Origin of the sequence: Arthrobacter sp. NEB 688 (assembly GCF_013201035.1) — a bacterium.
Taxonomy (GTDB): domain Bacteria; phylum Actinomycetota; class Actinomycetes; order Actinomycetales; family Dermatophilaceae; genus Phycicoccus.
The window spans coordinates 2188289-2202897 of the sequence record NZ_CP053707.1 but is presented as its reverse complement, the minus strand read 5'-3'; the positions used below and the strand labels follow the sequence as shown (position 1 = coordinate 2202897).

11 protein-coding genes are annotated in these 14609 nt (G+C 75.7%); 4 read left to right on the top strand and 7 right to left on the bottom strand.

The window, feature by feature from the left end; all coding sequences use genetic code 11:
- Window positions 1-19: 19 nt before the first annotated feature.
- Both HL663_RS10410 and HL663_RS10405 read left to right on the top strand, forming a co-directional pair.
- Window positions 20-955 (top strand): DUF4439 domain-containing protein, encoded by a 936-nt coding sequence (locus HL663_RS10410; protein ID WP_173028317.1) that lies wholly within the window; start codon window positions 20-22, stop codon window positions 953-955.
- Window positions 952-1848 (top strand): aminoglycoside phosphotransferase family protein, encoded by an 897-nt coding sequence (locus HL663_RS10405; RefSeq protein ID WP_173028316.1) that lies wholly within the window; start codon window positions 952-954, stop codon window positions 1846-1848. The genes HL663_RS10410 and HL663_RS10405 overlap by 4 nt, the downstream gene beginning before the upstream one ends.
- Before the next feature lie 48 nt (window positions 1849-1896).
- Here the strand turns inward: HL663_RS10405 and HL663_RS10400 are convergent, their stop codons facing one another.
- The 5 genes from HL663_RS10400 to HL663_RS10380 all read right to left on the bottom strand — a co-directional run bounded on the left by HL663_RS10400 (window position 1897) and on the right by HL663_RS10380 (window position 8536).
- Window positions 1897-2373 carry a (2Fe-2S)-binding protein gene (locus HL663_RS10400; protein ID WP_173028315.1) on the bottom strand — a complete coding sequence of 159 codons (477 nt, stop codon included), beginning with the start codon at window positions 2371-2373 and terminating at the stop codon, window positions 1897-1899.
- Window positions 2374-2383: 10 nt separating this feature from the next.
- Window positions 2384-4729: a molybdopterin cofactor-binding domain-containing protein gene (locus HL663_RS10395; RefSeq protein WP_173028314.1), complete on the bottom strand. Its 2346-nt coding sequence runs from the start codon at window positions 4727-4729 to the stop codon at window positions 2384-2386.
- Window positions 4730-4856: 127 nt separating this feature from the next.
- A complete protein-coding gene (locus HL663_RS10390; protein ID WP_173028313.1) occupies window positions 4857-5912 on the bottom strand; it encodes an ABC transporter ATP-binding protein in 1056 nt (351 codons plus the stop codon).
- The gene (locus tag HL663_RS10385; protein ID WP_173028312.1) at window positions 5909-7504 is read right to left on the bottom strand and encodes an ABC transporter permease; all 1596 of its coding nucleotides are present in this window, start codon (window positions 7502-7504) and stop codon (window positions 5909-5911) included. Before HL663_RS10385 ends, HL663_RS10390 begins: the two co-directional genes overlap by 4 nt.
- Window positions 7505-8536, bottom strand: a complete 1032-nt coding sequence (locus tag HL663_RS10380; RefSeq protein ID WP_173028311.1) for an extracellular solute-binding protein — start codon at window positions 8534-8536, stop codon at window positions 7505-7507.
- A 150-nt stretch (window positions 8537-8686) separates the two neighbouring features.
- Between HL663_RS10380 and HL663_RS10375 the strand changes: the two genes are divergently transcribed.
- Window positions 8687-11353, top strand: coding sequence for an AMP-binding protein (locus HL663_RS10375; RefSeq protein WP_216842543.1), 2667 nt, complete (start codon window positions 8687-8689; stop codon window positions 11351-11353).
- Here HL663_RS10375 and HL663_RS10370 read toward each other — a convergent pair.
- Both HL663_RS10370 and HL663_RS10365 read right to left on the bottom strand, forming a co-directional pair.
- Window positions 11266-11685: a pyridoxamine 5'-phosphate oxidase family protein gene (locus HL663_RS10370; RefSeq protein ID WP_216842542.1), complete on the bottom strand. Its 420-nt coding sequence runs from the start codon at window positions 11683-11685 to the stop codon at window positions 11266-11268. The two genes, HL663_RS10375 and HL663_RS10370, sit on opposite strands and share 88 nt — an antisense overlap.
- A 59-nt stretch (window positions 11686-11744) precedes the next feature.
- Window positions 11745-12107 (bottom strand): hypothetical protein, encoded by a 363-nt coding sequence (locus HL663_RS10365; protein ID WP_173028310.1) that lies wholly within the window; start codon window positions 12105-12107, stop codon window positions 11745-11747.
- A gap of 102 nt (window positions 12108-12209) precedes the next feature.
- On the opposite strand from HL663_RS10365, the gene HL663_RS10360 reads away from it, so the two are divergent.
- Window positions 12210-14201: a thioredoxin domain-containing protein gene (locus HL663_RS10360; protein ID WP_173028309.1), complete on the top strand. Its 1992-nt coding sequence runs from the start codon at window positions 12210-12212 to the stop codon at window positions 14199-14201.
- The last annotated feature ends 408 nt before the right edge of the window (window positions 14202-14609 follow it).

Sequence of the window (14609 nt, the reverse complement as noted above, 5' to 3'; positions counted from 1 at the left end):
ACCGTGGCATGATGGCGCGGTGCCGGACGACGACCCCCGGCGTCCGGGGCGGCGCCTGCTGCTCGCCGGCACCGGGACCGTCCTCCTGGGGGCGCTCACGGGATGCGGCATCCGCCTCGAGGACGACGCCCCGCGCCTCCCCCTCGTCCCGACCCGTCGGCCGCTGCCGGCCCAGGACCTCCTCGTGGCCCTGACCCGCGACACCGCGCTGCTGGCGGCCCGGGCGGACGCCCTCGGTGACGACCTGGGCACCGAGCTCGCGACCCTCCACCGGCGCCAGGTGACGGTGCTGCGCACGACGCTGCTGCGGGCCGGCGTCCCGGCCTCCGCGCTCGACCCCGCGGCCTCCCCGTCCCCCTCCCCCACGCCCTCGTCGGCCGCGGACCCGCGCCGTCTCCGGGACGACCTCGCGGCCGAGGAGTCGGCCGCCGCGCAGGCGGGCCCGTCGTTCGCGGCCGCCCCCGCGGCCCTGCTGCCGACGCTCGCGGCGCTGCACGCCCAGCGTGTCGCCGCCGCCGCGCTGCTCGGCGACCCCGCGACCGTCCCCGGCGTGCCGCCCGGCGGTGACGGGGCCGCCGCCGTCGCCGACGCGCTCGGGCGCGCCTGCTACCTCCTCGAGGTCGCGGCGGCCCGCGCCGAGGGCGCCCGGCGTGACCGGGCGGTCGTCACCCTGGGCGTCCTGCGCGGCCTGCGGGACGACGCCACCCGCCCCGACCAGCCGCCGCCCGCGCTCGGGTACCCGCTCCCCTTCGCCGTGCGCACCGGCGCCGACGTCGACCGCCTCGCCGCCCGGGCCACGGCCGACGCCCGCACCGCGCTCGGCGCGGCCCTGGCCGACGTCGTCGCGTCCGACCCGGCCACCGGCCTCGCGGCGGGTGCGCGCTGGCTGGGCGCCGTCGAGGTCGAGGTCCACCGGTGGGGTGGCGCGCTCGTGCCGTTCCCGGGGCTCGCGTGAGCGACGTCGACCTCCCGCCGGAGTGGGCGGCCCGCGTGGCGACCTACCCCGCCGACGGCGGCCCGACCGGCGCCGACTGGCTCGCGCAGGTCCCCCACCTCGTCGCGCGGGCGCTGGAGCGCTGGGACCTCGTCCTCGACGACGGGCCCGCCGGCACCGGGTGGACGGCCCTCTTGCTGCCGGTGCGCCGGGGCGGCGAGCGCCTCGCGCTCAAGGTCGGCTGGCCCCACCCCGAGGGGGCGCACGAGCACCTGGCCCTGCGGACCTGGGCCGGTGCGGGCGCGGTCCGCCTCGTCGCGGCGCTGCCGTCGGACGGCCTGCTGCTGCTGGAGCGGCTCGAGCGCACCGACCTCACGGACACGTGGGACGAGGAGGCGTGCGCGGTCGTCGGCGGCCTGCTGCGCCGGCTGCACGTCGCGGCCCCGCCGCAGGTGCCCCGCATCGGCCCCTACCTCGAGCCGCACCTCGAGCGGATGGCCGCGCGCCCGGCGGTCCCCCGTCGGCTCGCGACCCGCACGCTCGGGCTGGCCCGCGAGCTGCTGCCCGACGCCCCGGAGCTTCTGCTGCACACCGACCTGCACTACGAGAACGTCCTGCACCACCCGTCGGGCGGCTGGACCGCCATCGACCCGAAGCCGGTCGCGGGGCACCCCGGCTTCGACCTGTGGCCGGTGCTGCGCAACCGGTTCGAGGAGATGGGGACCGGCTCGGCCTTCCGCTGGTCGGTGCGCCGGCGGCTGGAGGTGACCGCCGAGGCGGCGGGCGTCGACCCCGACGAGGCCCGCGCGTGGACGCTGCTGCGCGCCGGCGTCGAGGTCAGCTGGGCCAGCGCGCTCGAGGGCGAGGAGGCCGTCACCGCGTGCATCGCCCTCCACAAGGCCCTCGACGAGTGACCGTGGGTCGCGCCGCCCCCTCGCGACGGCACGACCCACGGACGGGGGTCACATCCGCTCGGCGCCGTCCCGGATCGCCTCGCGGATGCGGTTGTAGGTGCCGCAGCGGCAGATGTTGCGGATGCCGTCGAGGTCGGCGTCGGTGATGGCGCGTCCCTCGGCCCGCACGCGGCGCACGAGCGCGACCGCGGCCATGATCTGGCCGGGCTGGCAGTAGCCGCACTGGGCGACGTCGTGCTCGACCCAGGCCTGCTGCATGGGGTGCAGGTCGGCGTCGACGGTGTCGGCGAGGCCCTCGATGGTCGTCACCTCGTCGTCCGGGCCGAGGTCGGCGACCCGGACGGAGCACGGGTTGAACGCCTTGCCGTTGACGTGCGAGGTGCACGCCTTGCAGACGTTGATGCCGCACCCGTACTTGGGCCCGGTGAGGCGCAGGACGTCCCGGAGGACCCAGAGGAGGCGGACGTCGTCGGCCACGTCGACCGTGACCCGCTCGCCGTTGACGAGGAAGGTGTGCTGGGGCATGGCTGGCTCCTCAGGAGGTGTACGACAGGCCGTCGGTGGGGGACGCGGGCACGGGCGGGACGAAGCTCTTCGGGGTGAAGGAGACCGTCCCGTGGTTGACCGGGAAGCGGGTCGGGACCTTGCCCGTCGCGCGGGCGTAGGCGCACGCGACGGCGGCGACCGAGGCTGCGACCCCGGCCTCGCCGGCGCCACCGGGCAGCTCCTCGTCGGAGGGCATGACGAGGCACCGGAACTCCGGCGGCACGTTCCACTGCCGCGTGTAGAAGTAGTTGTCCCAGCTCGCCTCGAGGAAGTGCCCGTCCTTGAGGTGGTTGCTGCTCGTGAGGGCGAGCGCGATGCCGTCGGCGACGCCGCCCATCATCTGGGCCTCCAGTCCGCGCGGGTTGACGACGAGGCCGGCGTCGACGGCGATGACCGCCTTGGTGACCCGCGGACCGGTGACGGCCTCGCGGATGGTCCGGTTCACGGTCTCGGGGCGGGTGTCGAGCTCGACGAGCACGGCGGTCGCGCCCTTGTACTCGGTGTGGACGGCGATGCCCTGGGTCACGCCCTTCGGCAGGGACCGGCCCCAGCCGCCCGCCTTCGCCACCGCCTCGAGGCACCGCTTGGCCTTGGCGTTCTTGAGGAAGGACATCCGGAACGCGTACGGGTCCTTGCCGAGCCGCTTGGCGATCTGGTCCACCGCGAGCTCGTTGGCGCACGCGACGTCCGGGCTGTAGATGTTGCGCATGCTGCCGGTGTTGAACCGGGTGTCGACCTCGTTGAGCAGCTGCGTGACGACGCCGAAGTTGTACGGCAGCTCCTGCGTCAGCGTGAAGATCGACTGCGACAGGCTGAGCCCGCCGAGGTTGGCGGGCAGCTCGGCGGCGAGGGCGGTCAGCCGCTCCCCCAGCCCGTGACCGAAGTCGGTGACGACGCTGGTGTGCCGCTGCTCGAAGGTCAGCACCTGGCCCGCGAGCATCGTCGCGCGCACGCGGGAGGTCGCCATCGGGTGCGTGCGCCCCTGGCGCGGCTCGTCGGCGCGGTGCCACATGAGCTTGACCGGCTTGCCCATCGCCTTCGAGATCTTGGCCGCCTCGATGGCCGCGTCGCCGAACAGCTTGTGCCCGAACGAGCCTCCACCCGTGACGACGTTGACGGTGACCTTCGAGATCGGCAGGCCGACCGCACGGGCCACGTTGCGCTGCGCGACGAGCGGTGCCTTGAGCCCGGCCCAGACCGTCGCGCCGTCGGAGCGCACGTCCGCGATGGCGCAGTTCGGCTCCAGCGCAGCGCTGCTGCGGAACATGAACTCGAACCGCAGGTCGAGCGTGCTCGCGAGGATCGGCACCTTGGGCACGACCATCGGCAGCTCGGCACGGCGCAGCTCGGCGAGGACCGACTCGTCGTCCTCACCGTCGACCGGCCCGCCGTTCCACTGCACGTCGAGCGCGCGGACGGCGTCGATGCACTGCCCGAAGGTCGCGGCGCGCACGGCGACGCCGGTGTCGACGGTGACGACGTCGGTGACGCCCGGCATCGCGCGCACGGTGGCCAGGTTGAGCACCGCGCGCGGCGAGCCGTTGAGGGTCGGCGGGCGGCAGACCATCGTCGGCAGCGCGCCCTCGACGAAGAGGTCCATCGTGAACTGCTTGCGGCCGGTGACGGCGGCGACCGCGTCGTCGCGGCCGTACGAGGTGCCGATGACCGAGAACTCCCGGCGCGGCGTCAGCGAGACCTCGACCGCGACGTCCTCGGTGCTCGCGGCGAGGGTGGCCAGCTGCCCGTACGTGAGGCTCGCCCCGGTCGGCGCGGTGACGACGCCGGCCTTCGCGGTGAGCGCCGAGAGCTGGGCGCCGAGCTCGGTGGCGGCGGCCCGCAGGAGGGCGCCGCGGGCCGTGGCGGCGGCGACGCGGATCGGCGTGAACATCGACTGCATCGTGTTCGAGCCGCCGGTCAGCTGGTTGAAGACCAGCTCCGGTCGGGCCGGTGCGAGCGTGACCCGGACGCGGTCGACGGGCAGGTCGAGCTCCTCGGCGATGATCATCGCCGCGGCCGTCGTGATGCCCTGGCCGACCTCCATCCGCGGGATCGCGAAGTGGGCGATGCCGTCCTCGTCGAGGTCGATCCGGATGAGCTGCGAGGTGGGCAGCGCCGAGTTCGTCTGCAGGTCACCGAGGTCGAAGAGCTCGGGCACCTGCGGCGGGCTGGGGACCGCGGCGGACGCGCTCGGGGCGCCGGTCGACAGGTCGGCCGCGACGGCCAGGGTGCCGCTCGCGAGGACCCAGCCGATGAGGCGGCGCCGGCTGACGCCGGGGCGGTCCGGTGGCCCCTCGGCGGCGGACGAGGAGGTGCGGGAGGTCGGGGCGGTCGTCATCGACGGTCCTTCCTGCACCCACCGACCGGACACGTCGTCGTGCCCGCAGGGGGATCGGGTGGCGCGGGTACCGAACGTTCGGAGCCGACCGCCCGACCGGATGGGTCGGTGTCCGGATCGTGTCCGGTCAGCCGGTGGCGCTACCGGCCGCGAGGAGGTGCGGCGGGCCGTCGACGGTCACCTCGACCCGTGCGCCCACGGGGGGCGGCGGCGTGTGCGAGGTCCGCGCGCGCACGAGCACGTCGGCGGTGTCCAGGTGCACCTCGACGAGCGCGTCGTGGCCGAAGTACGCGACGTGGCGCACCTCGCCGGTGGGGGCCGAGGTGGCGGTCCCGGGGTCGGCCAGGCGCAGCTGCTCGGGGCGGATCATCACCTCGACCGGGCCGGCCGCCGCCCGGCGGTCGGCCGGCAGGTCGCCGAGCGCGCAGCGCACGACCCCGGCCTCCAGCGTCCCGGGCAGGAAGCAGGCCTCACCGAGCGAGAGCGCGGAGCGGCGGTCGGCCGGCGAGCGGTACACGGTCGACGGCGCGCCGACCTGGCTGAGCCGGCCCTCGTGCATGACCGCGACCTCGTCGGCGAACGAGAGCGCCTCGGCCTGGTCGTGCGTGACGAGGACGACGGTCGCGCCCTCGTGGGCCAGCGCGGCGGCGACGGCCTCACGGGTGGCGGCGCGCAGCTCGGGGTCCAGGGCCGAGAAGGGCTCGTCGAGGAGCACGACGCGGGGGCGGCGGGCCAGCGCCCGGGCGAGCGCCACGCGCTGCTGCTGGCCGCCGGAGAGCTGGTCGGGGCGGCGGGAGGCGGTCCCGGCGGGCAGGCCCACGAGCTCGAGGAGCTCGGCGACCCGCTCGCGCGCCCGGCGCTCACGGCGCGGCAGCCCGTAGGAGAGGTTGGCCGCGACGTCGAGGTGCGGGAAGAGGTTGCCCTCCTGGGCGACGTACCCGAACCCGCGCTTCTCCGGGGGCACCCAGGTGCCGGGGCCGGCCACGAGCTCGTCGCCGATGCGCACCTCCCCCGCCTCGGGCCGCATGAACCCCGCGACGACCCGCAGCAGGGTCGTCTTGCCGCAGCCCGAGGGCCCGAGGACCGCCGTCGTCGTCCCGGACGCGACGGTGAGGTCGATGCCGTGCAGCACCGGGGTGCGCGGGTGCGACGCGGTGATGCCGGTGAGGCGCAGAGCGGTCACGGGGTGTGCTCCTCGGGGCCGCTGCGCAGCAGCAGCCAGGTCAGGGGTGCGGACAGGAGGACCAGCGCGGCAGCGTACGGCGCCGCGGCCGCGTAGTCGAGGGAGGCGCTCGCCTCCCAGAACGCGGTGGAGAGGGTCTGGGTGCCGGTCGGGGCGAGCAGGAGGGTCGCGGTGAGCTCGGTCGACACGGCGATGGCGACCAGGGCCGTCCCGGCCAGGGTGCCGCGCAGCATGAGCGGCAGCTGGACCCGGACGAAGGTGCGCAGCGGCCCGTCGCCGAGCGAGCGCGCGGCGTCGGCGAGCTCGGGCGGCACGGCGGCGACGGCGGCGCGCGTCGAGACCATCGCCCGCGGGATGAAGAGCACGACGTAGGCGAGGACGAGCACCGCGGAGGTCTGGTAGAGCGAGCGCGCCCAGGTGATCGAGAGGGTGATGAGCGCGAGCGCGACGACGACGCCCGGCACCGACGACGCGAGGTAGCTGACCCGCTCGACGAGGACGCCGAACCACGTCCGGCGCCGGGCCAGCAGCCACGCGGCGGGCAGCGTGGCGAGGGTCGTCACGATCGCCGCGACGAGGGCCAGCCGGACCGTCGACCAGAGGGCGGGCCAGAGCACCGTCGGCTCGAGCGCCTCCTCGGGGCGGGTGAGCCAGGAGCCCGTGACCCACGCGGGGACCCCGACCGCGAGGACGGCGAGCGCGATGACGGCGAGCAGCGCGAGCGGCGTCGCCCGGCCGAGCCGCGCGCGCGCCGGGCGGCGGGCCGCGCCCGAGCCGACCCGGACGTACCGGGTGCGACCGCGGGCGAGGAGCTCGACGGTGAGCAGCGCGACGGCGAGGCCGACGAGGACGAGGGCGAGGACGCTGCCCGAGCGGCTGTCGAAGGCGACGTCGAACTGGTCGAGGATCGCCGTCGTGAAGGTCGGGAAGCGGAGCATCTCGAGGGCGCCGAACTCCGAGAGGAGGTGCAGGGCGACGAGCAGCACGCCGCCGAGCAGCGCCGGGCGCACCTGTGCCAGACCGACCTTGGCCGCGGTGCGCCACGGGCCGAGGCCGAGGGCGCGCGCGGCCTCCTCGAGCCCGGGGTCGGCGGAGCGCAGCATCGCCGCCACCGGCAGGAAGACGAACGGGAAGTACGACAGCGTCGTCACGAGGACGGCGCCCCAGAGGCCCTCGAGACCCGGGAGGACGGTCGACCAGGCGAAGCTGTTGACGAACGCGGGGATGGCCAGCGGCGCGACGAACAGGACCCGCCAGAGGCCGGCGAGCGGCAGGCTCGTGCGCTCGACGAGCCACGCCGCACCGACGCCGAGGACCGTGGCCAGGGTGCCGGTCAGGGCGACGAGCGCGAGGGTGTTGCGCATCAGCTCGCCGACGCGCGGGCGGAAGAGGAGCGCGGCGACCTCGGAGGGCCCGGCCTCGAACGCCTTGAGGGCCACGACGGCCAGCGGCAGGAGGCAGACGAGGGCGACGAGCGCGGCGCCGAGCCGCAGGCCCGGGCTCCCCGCGCCCGGCCGGCGGCGACGCGGGGACGCCGTCGACGCCGACCCCGGCGTGGGGGTCGGCGTCGTGACGGGCGCGGTGGTCGACACCTAGAGCAGACCGGCCTTCGTCATGAGCGAGATGACCTCGGGGCCGTTGAGCGTGAACGGGTCGATGGCCGGCGCCTCGAGGGTGTCGAGGGGCGGCAGCGCGGCGTCGGAGGCGGCGTCCCGACCGACCGCGTACTCCTTGGAGGCGGTCGTGCCGAGGGCCTGCTGGCCCTGCTGGGAGGTGACGAACGCGAGGAACTTCTGGGCGTCGGCCTGCCGCTTGCTGCTCTTGAGCACGGCGCCGCCGGAGAGGCTGACGAAGGCGCCCGGGTCCTCGTTCTTGAAGTAGTGCAGCTTGGTGTTGCCGCTGCCCGACTTGTTGAGCGCCTGGTCGCGGTACCAGTAGTAGTGGTAGATCACGCCCATCGAGGACTGCCCGGCGTTGACGGCCTTCATCGTCGCGATGTTGTTCTGGTAGACCTTCGCGTTCTTCTTCAGCGCGTCGAGCCAGGCGGCGGTCTTGGACTCGCCCTCGGTCGCGAGGACCGCGGAGACGATGGCCTGGAAGTCGGCGCCCCCGGCCGCGGCGCCCCACTGGCCCGCGTACTTCGGGTCGGCGAGGTCCATGAGCGAGGTCGGGAGGTCCTTCTCGGCGATCTTCGAGGGGTTGTAGACGAGCACGGTCGAGCGGGCGGCGATGCCGACCCAGTCCTTCGACGAGGGCGCGTAGCCCGGCTCGACCTGCGCGAGGGTGGAGGCCTCGACCGGGGCGAGCAGCCCGGCCCGCTCGACGGTCGTCATCGCCGGGGAGTTCTCGGTGAGGAAGACGTCGGCCGGCGAGCTCGCGCCCTCCTGGACGATCTGCGAGCCCATCGAGGAGTCGTTGCCGTAGCGGACCTGCACCTCGATGCCGGTCTTCTCCTGGAACTCCTGGCCCCACTCCTCGGTGAGGTTCTTGTGCTGCGCGCTGTAGATCGTCAGCTTCGAGGAGTCGAGGTCGTCACCGGCCTCGAGCGTGCTCTCGCCGCAGGCGGCGAGGCCCAGCAGCGCGACGAGCGCGGCGGCGGTGGCGGACAGGGCCCGGCGTCTCACCGAAGGTTCCTCCGTGTGCGTAGGGAAGGCTTGCCTAACTCGGACCAGCGTAACGGAGCGATGGCCGTGCCCACGACCACCCCCGGCCGCGAGGCCCGTCACACGATCTCGTGTTGCGTTAGGTGTGCCTAACCTTATTGACTGTCCGCCGTGCCCACCCTGCTCGCCACCGCCCCGCTGCCCGGGACGTCGTCGCCGACGCTCTCGCCGGACGGCGTCGACCTCGGACGGATGGCCGCCCTCGGGGGGCGCACGGCGCTGCACACGGCCGAGGGCGCGCTCTCGTACGCCGACCTCGCGGCGCGCGCCGCCGAGGTCGTCGCCCTGCTGCCGCGCGGCCGCTCGCTCGTGCACGTCCGGGCCTCGAGCACCGTGGCGAGCGTCGCCCAGCTCGTCGCCGCGCGGGCCGCCGGGCACGTGGTCCTGCTGTCGGCCCCCGGGCGCCCCGCCCGCGCGCTGGCCGACGCCTACGACCCCGACGTCGTCCTCGGGGCCGGCGGGGTCGAGGTCGTCCGCGAGCGCAGCGCCCACGACCTGCACCCCGAGCTCGCGCTGCTCATGAGCACGAGCGGCTCGACCGGCTCGCCCAAGCTCGTCCGGCTCTCGCAGCGCAACCTCGTCGCCAACACCGCCCAGGTGCGTGCGGCGCTCGGGGTGCGCCCCGACGACGTCGCGGCCCTCACCCTGCCGCTCAGCTACTGCTACGGCCTCTCGGTGCTGCTCTCGCACCTCGACGCGGGCGCGTCCGTCCTCCTGACCGACCGCTCGGTCGTCGACGACTGCTTCTGGGAGCAGGCCCGCGCGGCCGGTGTCACGACCGTCCCGGGCGTCCCCCACACCTTCGAGCTGCTCGAGCGCAGCGGGTTCGCCGAGCGGTCGCTGCCGACGCTGCGGCAGCTGACCCAGGCCGGCGGCCGGATGGACCCCGAGCGTGTGCGACGCGTGGCCCGGCTCGGTCGCGAGCGCGGGTTCGACCTCGTGGTCATGTACGGCCAGTGCGAGGCGACGGCGCGGATGGCGTGTCTCGCAGCCGATCTCGTCGAGTCACACCCGGACTGCGTCGGCACGCCGGTGGCCGGTGGGTCGGTGCGCATCGACGACGGCGAGATCGTCTACGGCGGCCCCAACGTCATGCTCGGCTACGCCGAGACCCCGGCCGACCTCGCGCTCGGCCGCACGGTCGACGAGCTGCGCACGGGGGACCTCGGCGAGGTCACGCCCGACGGGCTGCTGCGCGTCACGGGTCGGCGGGCGCGCTTCGTCAAGGTGCTCGGCCACCGGGTCGACCTCGACACCGTCGAGCGACGCCTGCGCGCCGACGGGCACGACGTGCGGGTCGCCGGGCGCGACGGGCTCCTCGCGCTCTCGTCCCGCGGGGCGTCGTCGGCGCCCGCGCGCGAACGGGTCCGGCGGTCGGCGGTCCTCGCCTCGGGCGTCCCGGCCGACGCGGTGCGCGTCGTCGCGGTCGAGGACCACCCGCTGCTGCCCTCCGGCAAGCCCGACCACCGAGCCGTCCTGGGGCTGGCCGCTCCCCCGGACGCCGCGGAGCCGGCCGCCGCCCCGGACGCGGGCGTGGCCGGGCTGTACGCGGCCCTGCTCCACCGCGAGGTCGGGCCGGGCAGCACCTTCACCTCGCTCGGCGGCGACTCGCTCTCCTTCGTCGAGGTCTCCGTCCGGCTCGAGGAGCTGCTCGGCCACCTGCCGCGCGGCTGGCACCTGATGACCGTCGCCGAGCTGGACGCGGTGCGCCGCAGCCCGGTCCGCTCCGGGGGGCTGCGCCTCCCCCGCTGGCGCACCGTCGAGACGAGCGTGGCGCTGCGGGCGCTGGCCATCGTCCTGGTCGTCGGGACGCACACCCACCTGTTCACCCTGCAGGGCAGCGCCAACGCGCTCCTCGTCGTCGCCGGGTACCAGCTGGCGCGCTTCCAGCTCGCGTCCGACGACCCCCGCGAGCGCAGCCGCGGGCTGCTCGGTGCGGCCCTGCGGATGGCCGTCCCGACGCTCGTCGTCGTCTGGGCCGCGCACTTCCTCCTCGGCCTCTATGCCCCGCGCAACCTCGTCCTCCTCAACTGGGCGCTCGGCGCCGAGCACCTGGGGCCACCGTGGCGCTTCTGGTTCGTCGAGGCGCTGCTCGTCGCGCTCGTCGGCATCGGCCTGCTCGTGCGCCTGCCCCGGGTCACGGCCCTGGACCGGCGTCACCCCCTGCTGCTGCCGGTCGGGCTCTCCGTCACCGCGTTCGTCGCATTCCGCCTGCCGGTGCTCGACCTGCCGACCCCGCGGATGCAGGGCGCCGCGCTCGTCGTCCTGCACCTCGTCCTGCTCGGCTGGGCGCTGGCCCGCGCGACCTCCGTCGGGCAGCGGCTCGCCCTGTCGGCCCTGTCCGCCGCGATGGTGATGACGTTCTCCGGCAACCCGTCCCGCGACGGGCTGACCCTCGCGTGCGTCCTCGCCCTGCTCTGGGTCCCCACCGTCCGGCTGCCCGGGCCCGTCGTGCCCGTGGCGCGCGTGCTCGCGTCGGCCTCGCTGTTCGTCTACGTCGCCCACTGGCAGGTGCTCCAGTGGACGTGGGGCCTGCCCGAGCACGGACCCGTCCTCGGGCTCGTCCTCGGCACCGCCGCGGGGCTGGCCTACTGGTGGCTGTGGACCGGTCCGGTGACGTCCGCGTGGTCGCGCCTCGTCACCGCGGCCCGGCAGGGCCCGAGCGCGGTGTCCCCGTCAGGGCGCGTGGCCTATCGGTCGGCCTTGGCCCCGCCCCAGCCGTGCCAGTGGCTGACCTCGACCCAGCAGCTGATCCGCCGGCGGTCGCGCACCCGGTAGTCCTGCCCGCCGTAGAGGTTCGAGAGCCGGTCGATGTCCGCCATCGCCCGCTCCGGGTCCTCCTCCCATCGCACGATGCGGCCCCGGATGCTCACGTGCGTGTACCAGTTGCCCTCCTCGAGGGCGGTGAGCGCGACCTCGGGCCGCTCGCGCATCCACGCCACGCGCGCCCGCTCCGCGTCCATGTTGAGCAGGACGGTGCCGTCGTCCTCGAGGAGGTACCAGGTCGCGACGGACATCGGGGAGCCGTCCGGCCGCAGGACCGCGACGACCGCCGGGTTGGGCCGGCGGAAGAGCTCGGCGACGTCTTGGGGCATCGGGGCCTTGGGCACGGGGGTCTCCTCGATCGGCAGTCGGCGGTGTTCGCCTCCAGCATGCCTGCACGACCTCGTCACCGCCGCCCAGCGCCGGCCCGACGACGTGCCCAGGTGATGACGTCGACGGTGCCGCTGCCGGGCTGCGACGCGTCCACGGCTGCCGGGGTCAGCACGTAGTCGACGAGGTCGCCGGCCCGCAGCCCCGGGACGGCGGAGGGATGGCAGTCGACGACGTCACCGTCGTCGCGCCGCAGGCACACGACCCCGGTGCCGTCCTCGACCGAGTCCACCGTGGCCCGCTCGACGGTCGACCGGTCGCCGCGCCCGAGGGTGGCCCCGGCCTCGACCGTCAGCACGACGCCCACGACACCGCCGGCGAGCGCGGCCGCCAGCACCATCCGTGCCGGCCGGACCGCGGTCCGCGTCTCCCCCGTCATCGCTGCTCCGTCCCCGACACCCGTGCGGGCGGCTGGTGGGGATGCTCCTCCCACGGCGGTGGTCCGGTCAACGGCAGGGCGCCCCGGCCGTACGGTGGGGTGATGGCGAACCGGCTCGCGGCCTCCCTCTCCCCCTACCTCCTGCAGCACGCCGACAACCCCGTCGACTGGCGGGAGTGGGGCGAGGAGGCCTTCGCCGAGGCGCGCCGCCGCGACGTCCCGATCCTGCTGTCGGTCGGCTACGCCGCCTGCCACTGGTGCCACGTCATGGCCCACGAGTCCTTCGAGGACGAGGAGGTCGCCCGCGTCCTCGCCGAGGGCTTCGTCGCCGTCAAGGTCGACCGCGAGGAGCGCCCCGACGTCGACTCCGCGTACATGGCGGCGACGACGGCGCTGACCGGGCAGGGCGGCTGGCCGATGACGTGCCTCCTCACGCCCGACGGCGACCCGTTCTTCGCCGGCACGTACCTGCCGCGCGAGCACTTCCTCGCCCTGCTGGACAAGGCCGCCCGGGTCTGGAGCGAGCAGCGCGAGCAGGTGATGACCTCCGGGGCGCACGTCGCGCAGCGGCTGCGCGACGTCACGGGCCCGCCGGCTCCGGCGCCGGTGCCCGTCGAGGTCCTCGACGCCGCCGTCGTGCGCCTGCGCAGCCAGTACGACGAGGCGCGCGGCGGGTTCGGCGGCGCCCCCAAGTTCCCGCCGTCGATGGTCCTCGGCTTCCTCCTGCGCCACCACGCGCGCACCGGCTCGTCCGACGCCCTCGCGATGGCGCTGCACACCGGGGAGCGGATGGCCCGCGGCGGGATGTACGACCAGCTCGCCGGCGGGTTTGCGCGGTACTCCGTGGACGCCGCCTGGGTCGTCCCGCACTTCGAGAAGATGCTCTACGACAACGCGCTCCTCGTCCGCGTCTACGCCCACCTGTGGCGGACGACCGGCGACCCCCTCGCCCGTCGGGTCGCCGAGGAGACCGCCGACTTCCTCGTCCGCGACCTCGGCACCCCCGAGGGCGCGTTCGCGTCCGCGCTCGACGCCGACACCGTCGTCGACGGCGCCTCCCACGAGGGCCTCACGTACGCGTGGACGCCGGCGCAGCTCGTCGACGTCCTCGGCCCGGACGACGGGGCCCGCGCCGCCGAGCTGCTCGCGGTGACGGACGCCGGAACCTTCGAGCACGGCAGCTCCACGCTGCAGCTGCCGCGCGACCCCGACGACCCGGCGTGGTGGGACGACGCCCGGGCCCGGCTGCTCGAGGCCCGCACCTCCCGCCCGCAGCCGGCGCGCGACGACAAGGTCGTCACGGCCTGGAACGGGCTGGCGATCGCGGGCCTCGCCGACGCGGGCAGCGTCCTCGGCCGCCCCGACCTCGTCGACGCCGCCGTGCGGGCCGCCGAGCACGTCCTCGCCACGCACCTCGTCGACGGCGCCTTCCACCGCACCTCCCGCGCCGGCCGGGTCTCGGCCGCCCCCGCGGTCCTCGACGACCACGGCGACCTCGCCGAGGGGCTGCTCGCCCTGCACCAGGCGACGGGCGAGGCCCGCTGGCTGGCGCGGGCCGGCGAGGTGCTCGACCGCGCGCTCGCCGGTTTCGTCGACGCGGACGGCACCCCCCACGACACCGCGCACGACGCGCCGGCCCTCTTCGCGCGGCCGGCCGGCCGCAGCGACAACGCCGAGCCGTCGGGCGCCGCGGCCCTCGCCGGGGCCCTCATGACGTACTCCGCGCTCACCGGGTCGACGACCCACCGGGAGGCTGCGAACCGCGCGCTCGCCGCGTGCGGGTCGGTCGCCGCGTCCGAGCCGCGGTTCGCCGGCTGGGCCCTGGCCGTGGCCGAGGCCGCGCTCGCCGGACCGCTGCAGGTGGCCGTCGTCGGCGACGGTCCCGAGGCGGAGCGGATGCTCGCCGTCGTCCGGGCCTCGACCTCCCCGGGCCTGGTCCACGTCGCCGGCCCGCCGGACGCCCCCGGCATCCCGCTGCTGGCCGACCGGCCGCTCGTGGACGGGGCGCCCGCGGCCTACGTGTGCCGAGGGTTCGTGTGCGACCGGCCGCTCACCGACGCCGACGCGCTGGCCGAGGCCCTCGCGCGCGGCTGAGCGAGGGCGTGGGGTGCCCGGGGCCGGGGCCACGGACGCCGGGAGGCACAGAGGGAAGGCGACCGGCGCTCGGCGCGGCCACCGCCGTCCCGGCGCCCGCCGACCCGCGCTGCAGCCACCCGTGGGCGACCGGCGCCGGATCGGACGGACCCCGCGGCGACGCCGCGGGACCCGCCGGGTTCCGAGGGACCACACGACCGGCGGACCGCCGCAGCGGCCGGCACGACGAACGCCCTACCGAGGCGTGCACCCGGAGCCGACGGCTGCGGACGGGTGGCACGCGGAGCTGCGATGGGACCATGACCCAGCCTGTGGCTCGAGCCGGGACCCCCTGCTGAAGCCCGGCGTGGTCCGTCGAACATAGCAGCGGCGGGACGCCGGCGGCAGGGGCATCCTGCGCCGGTGGAC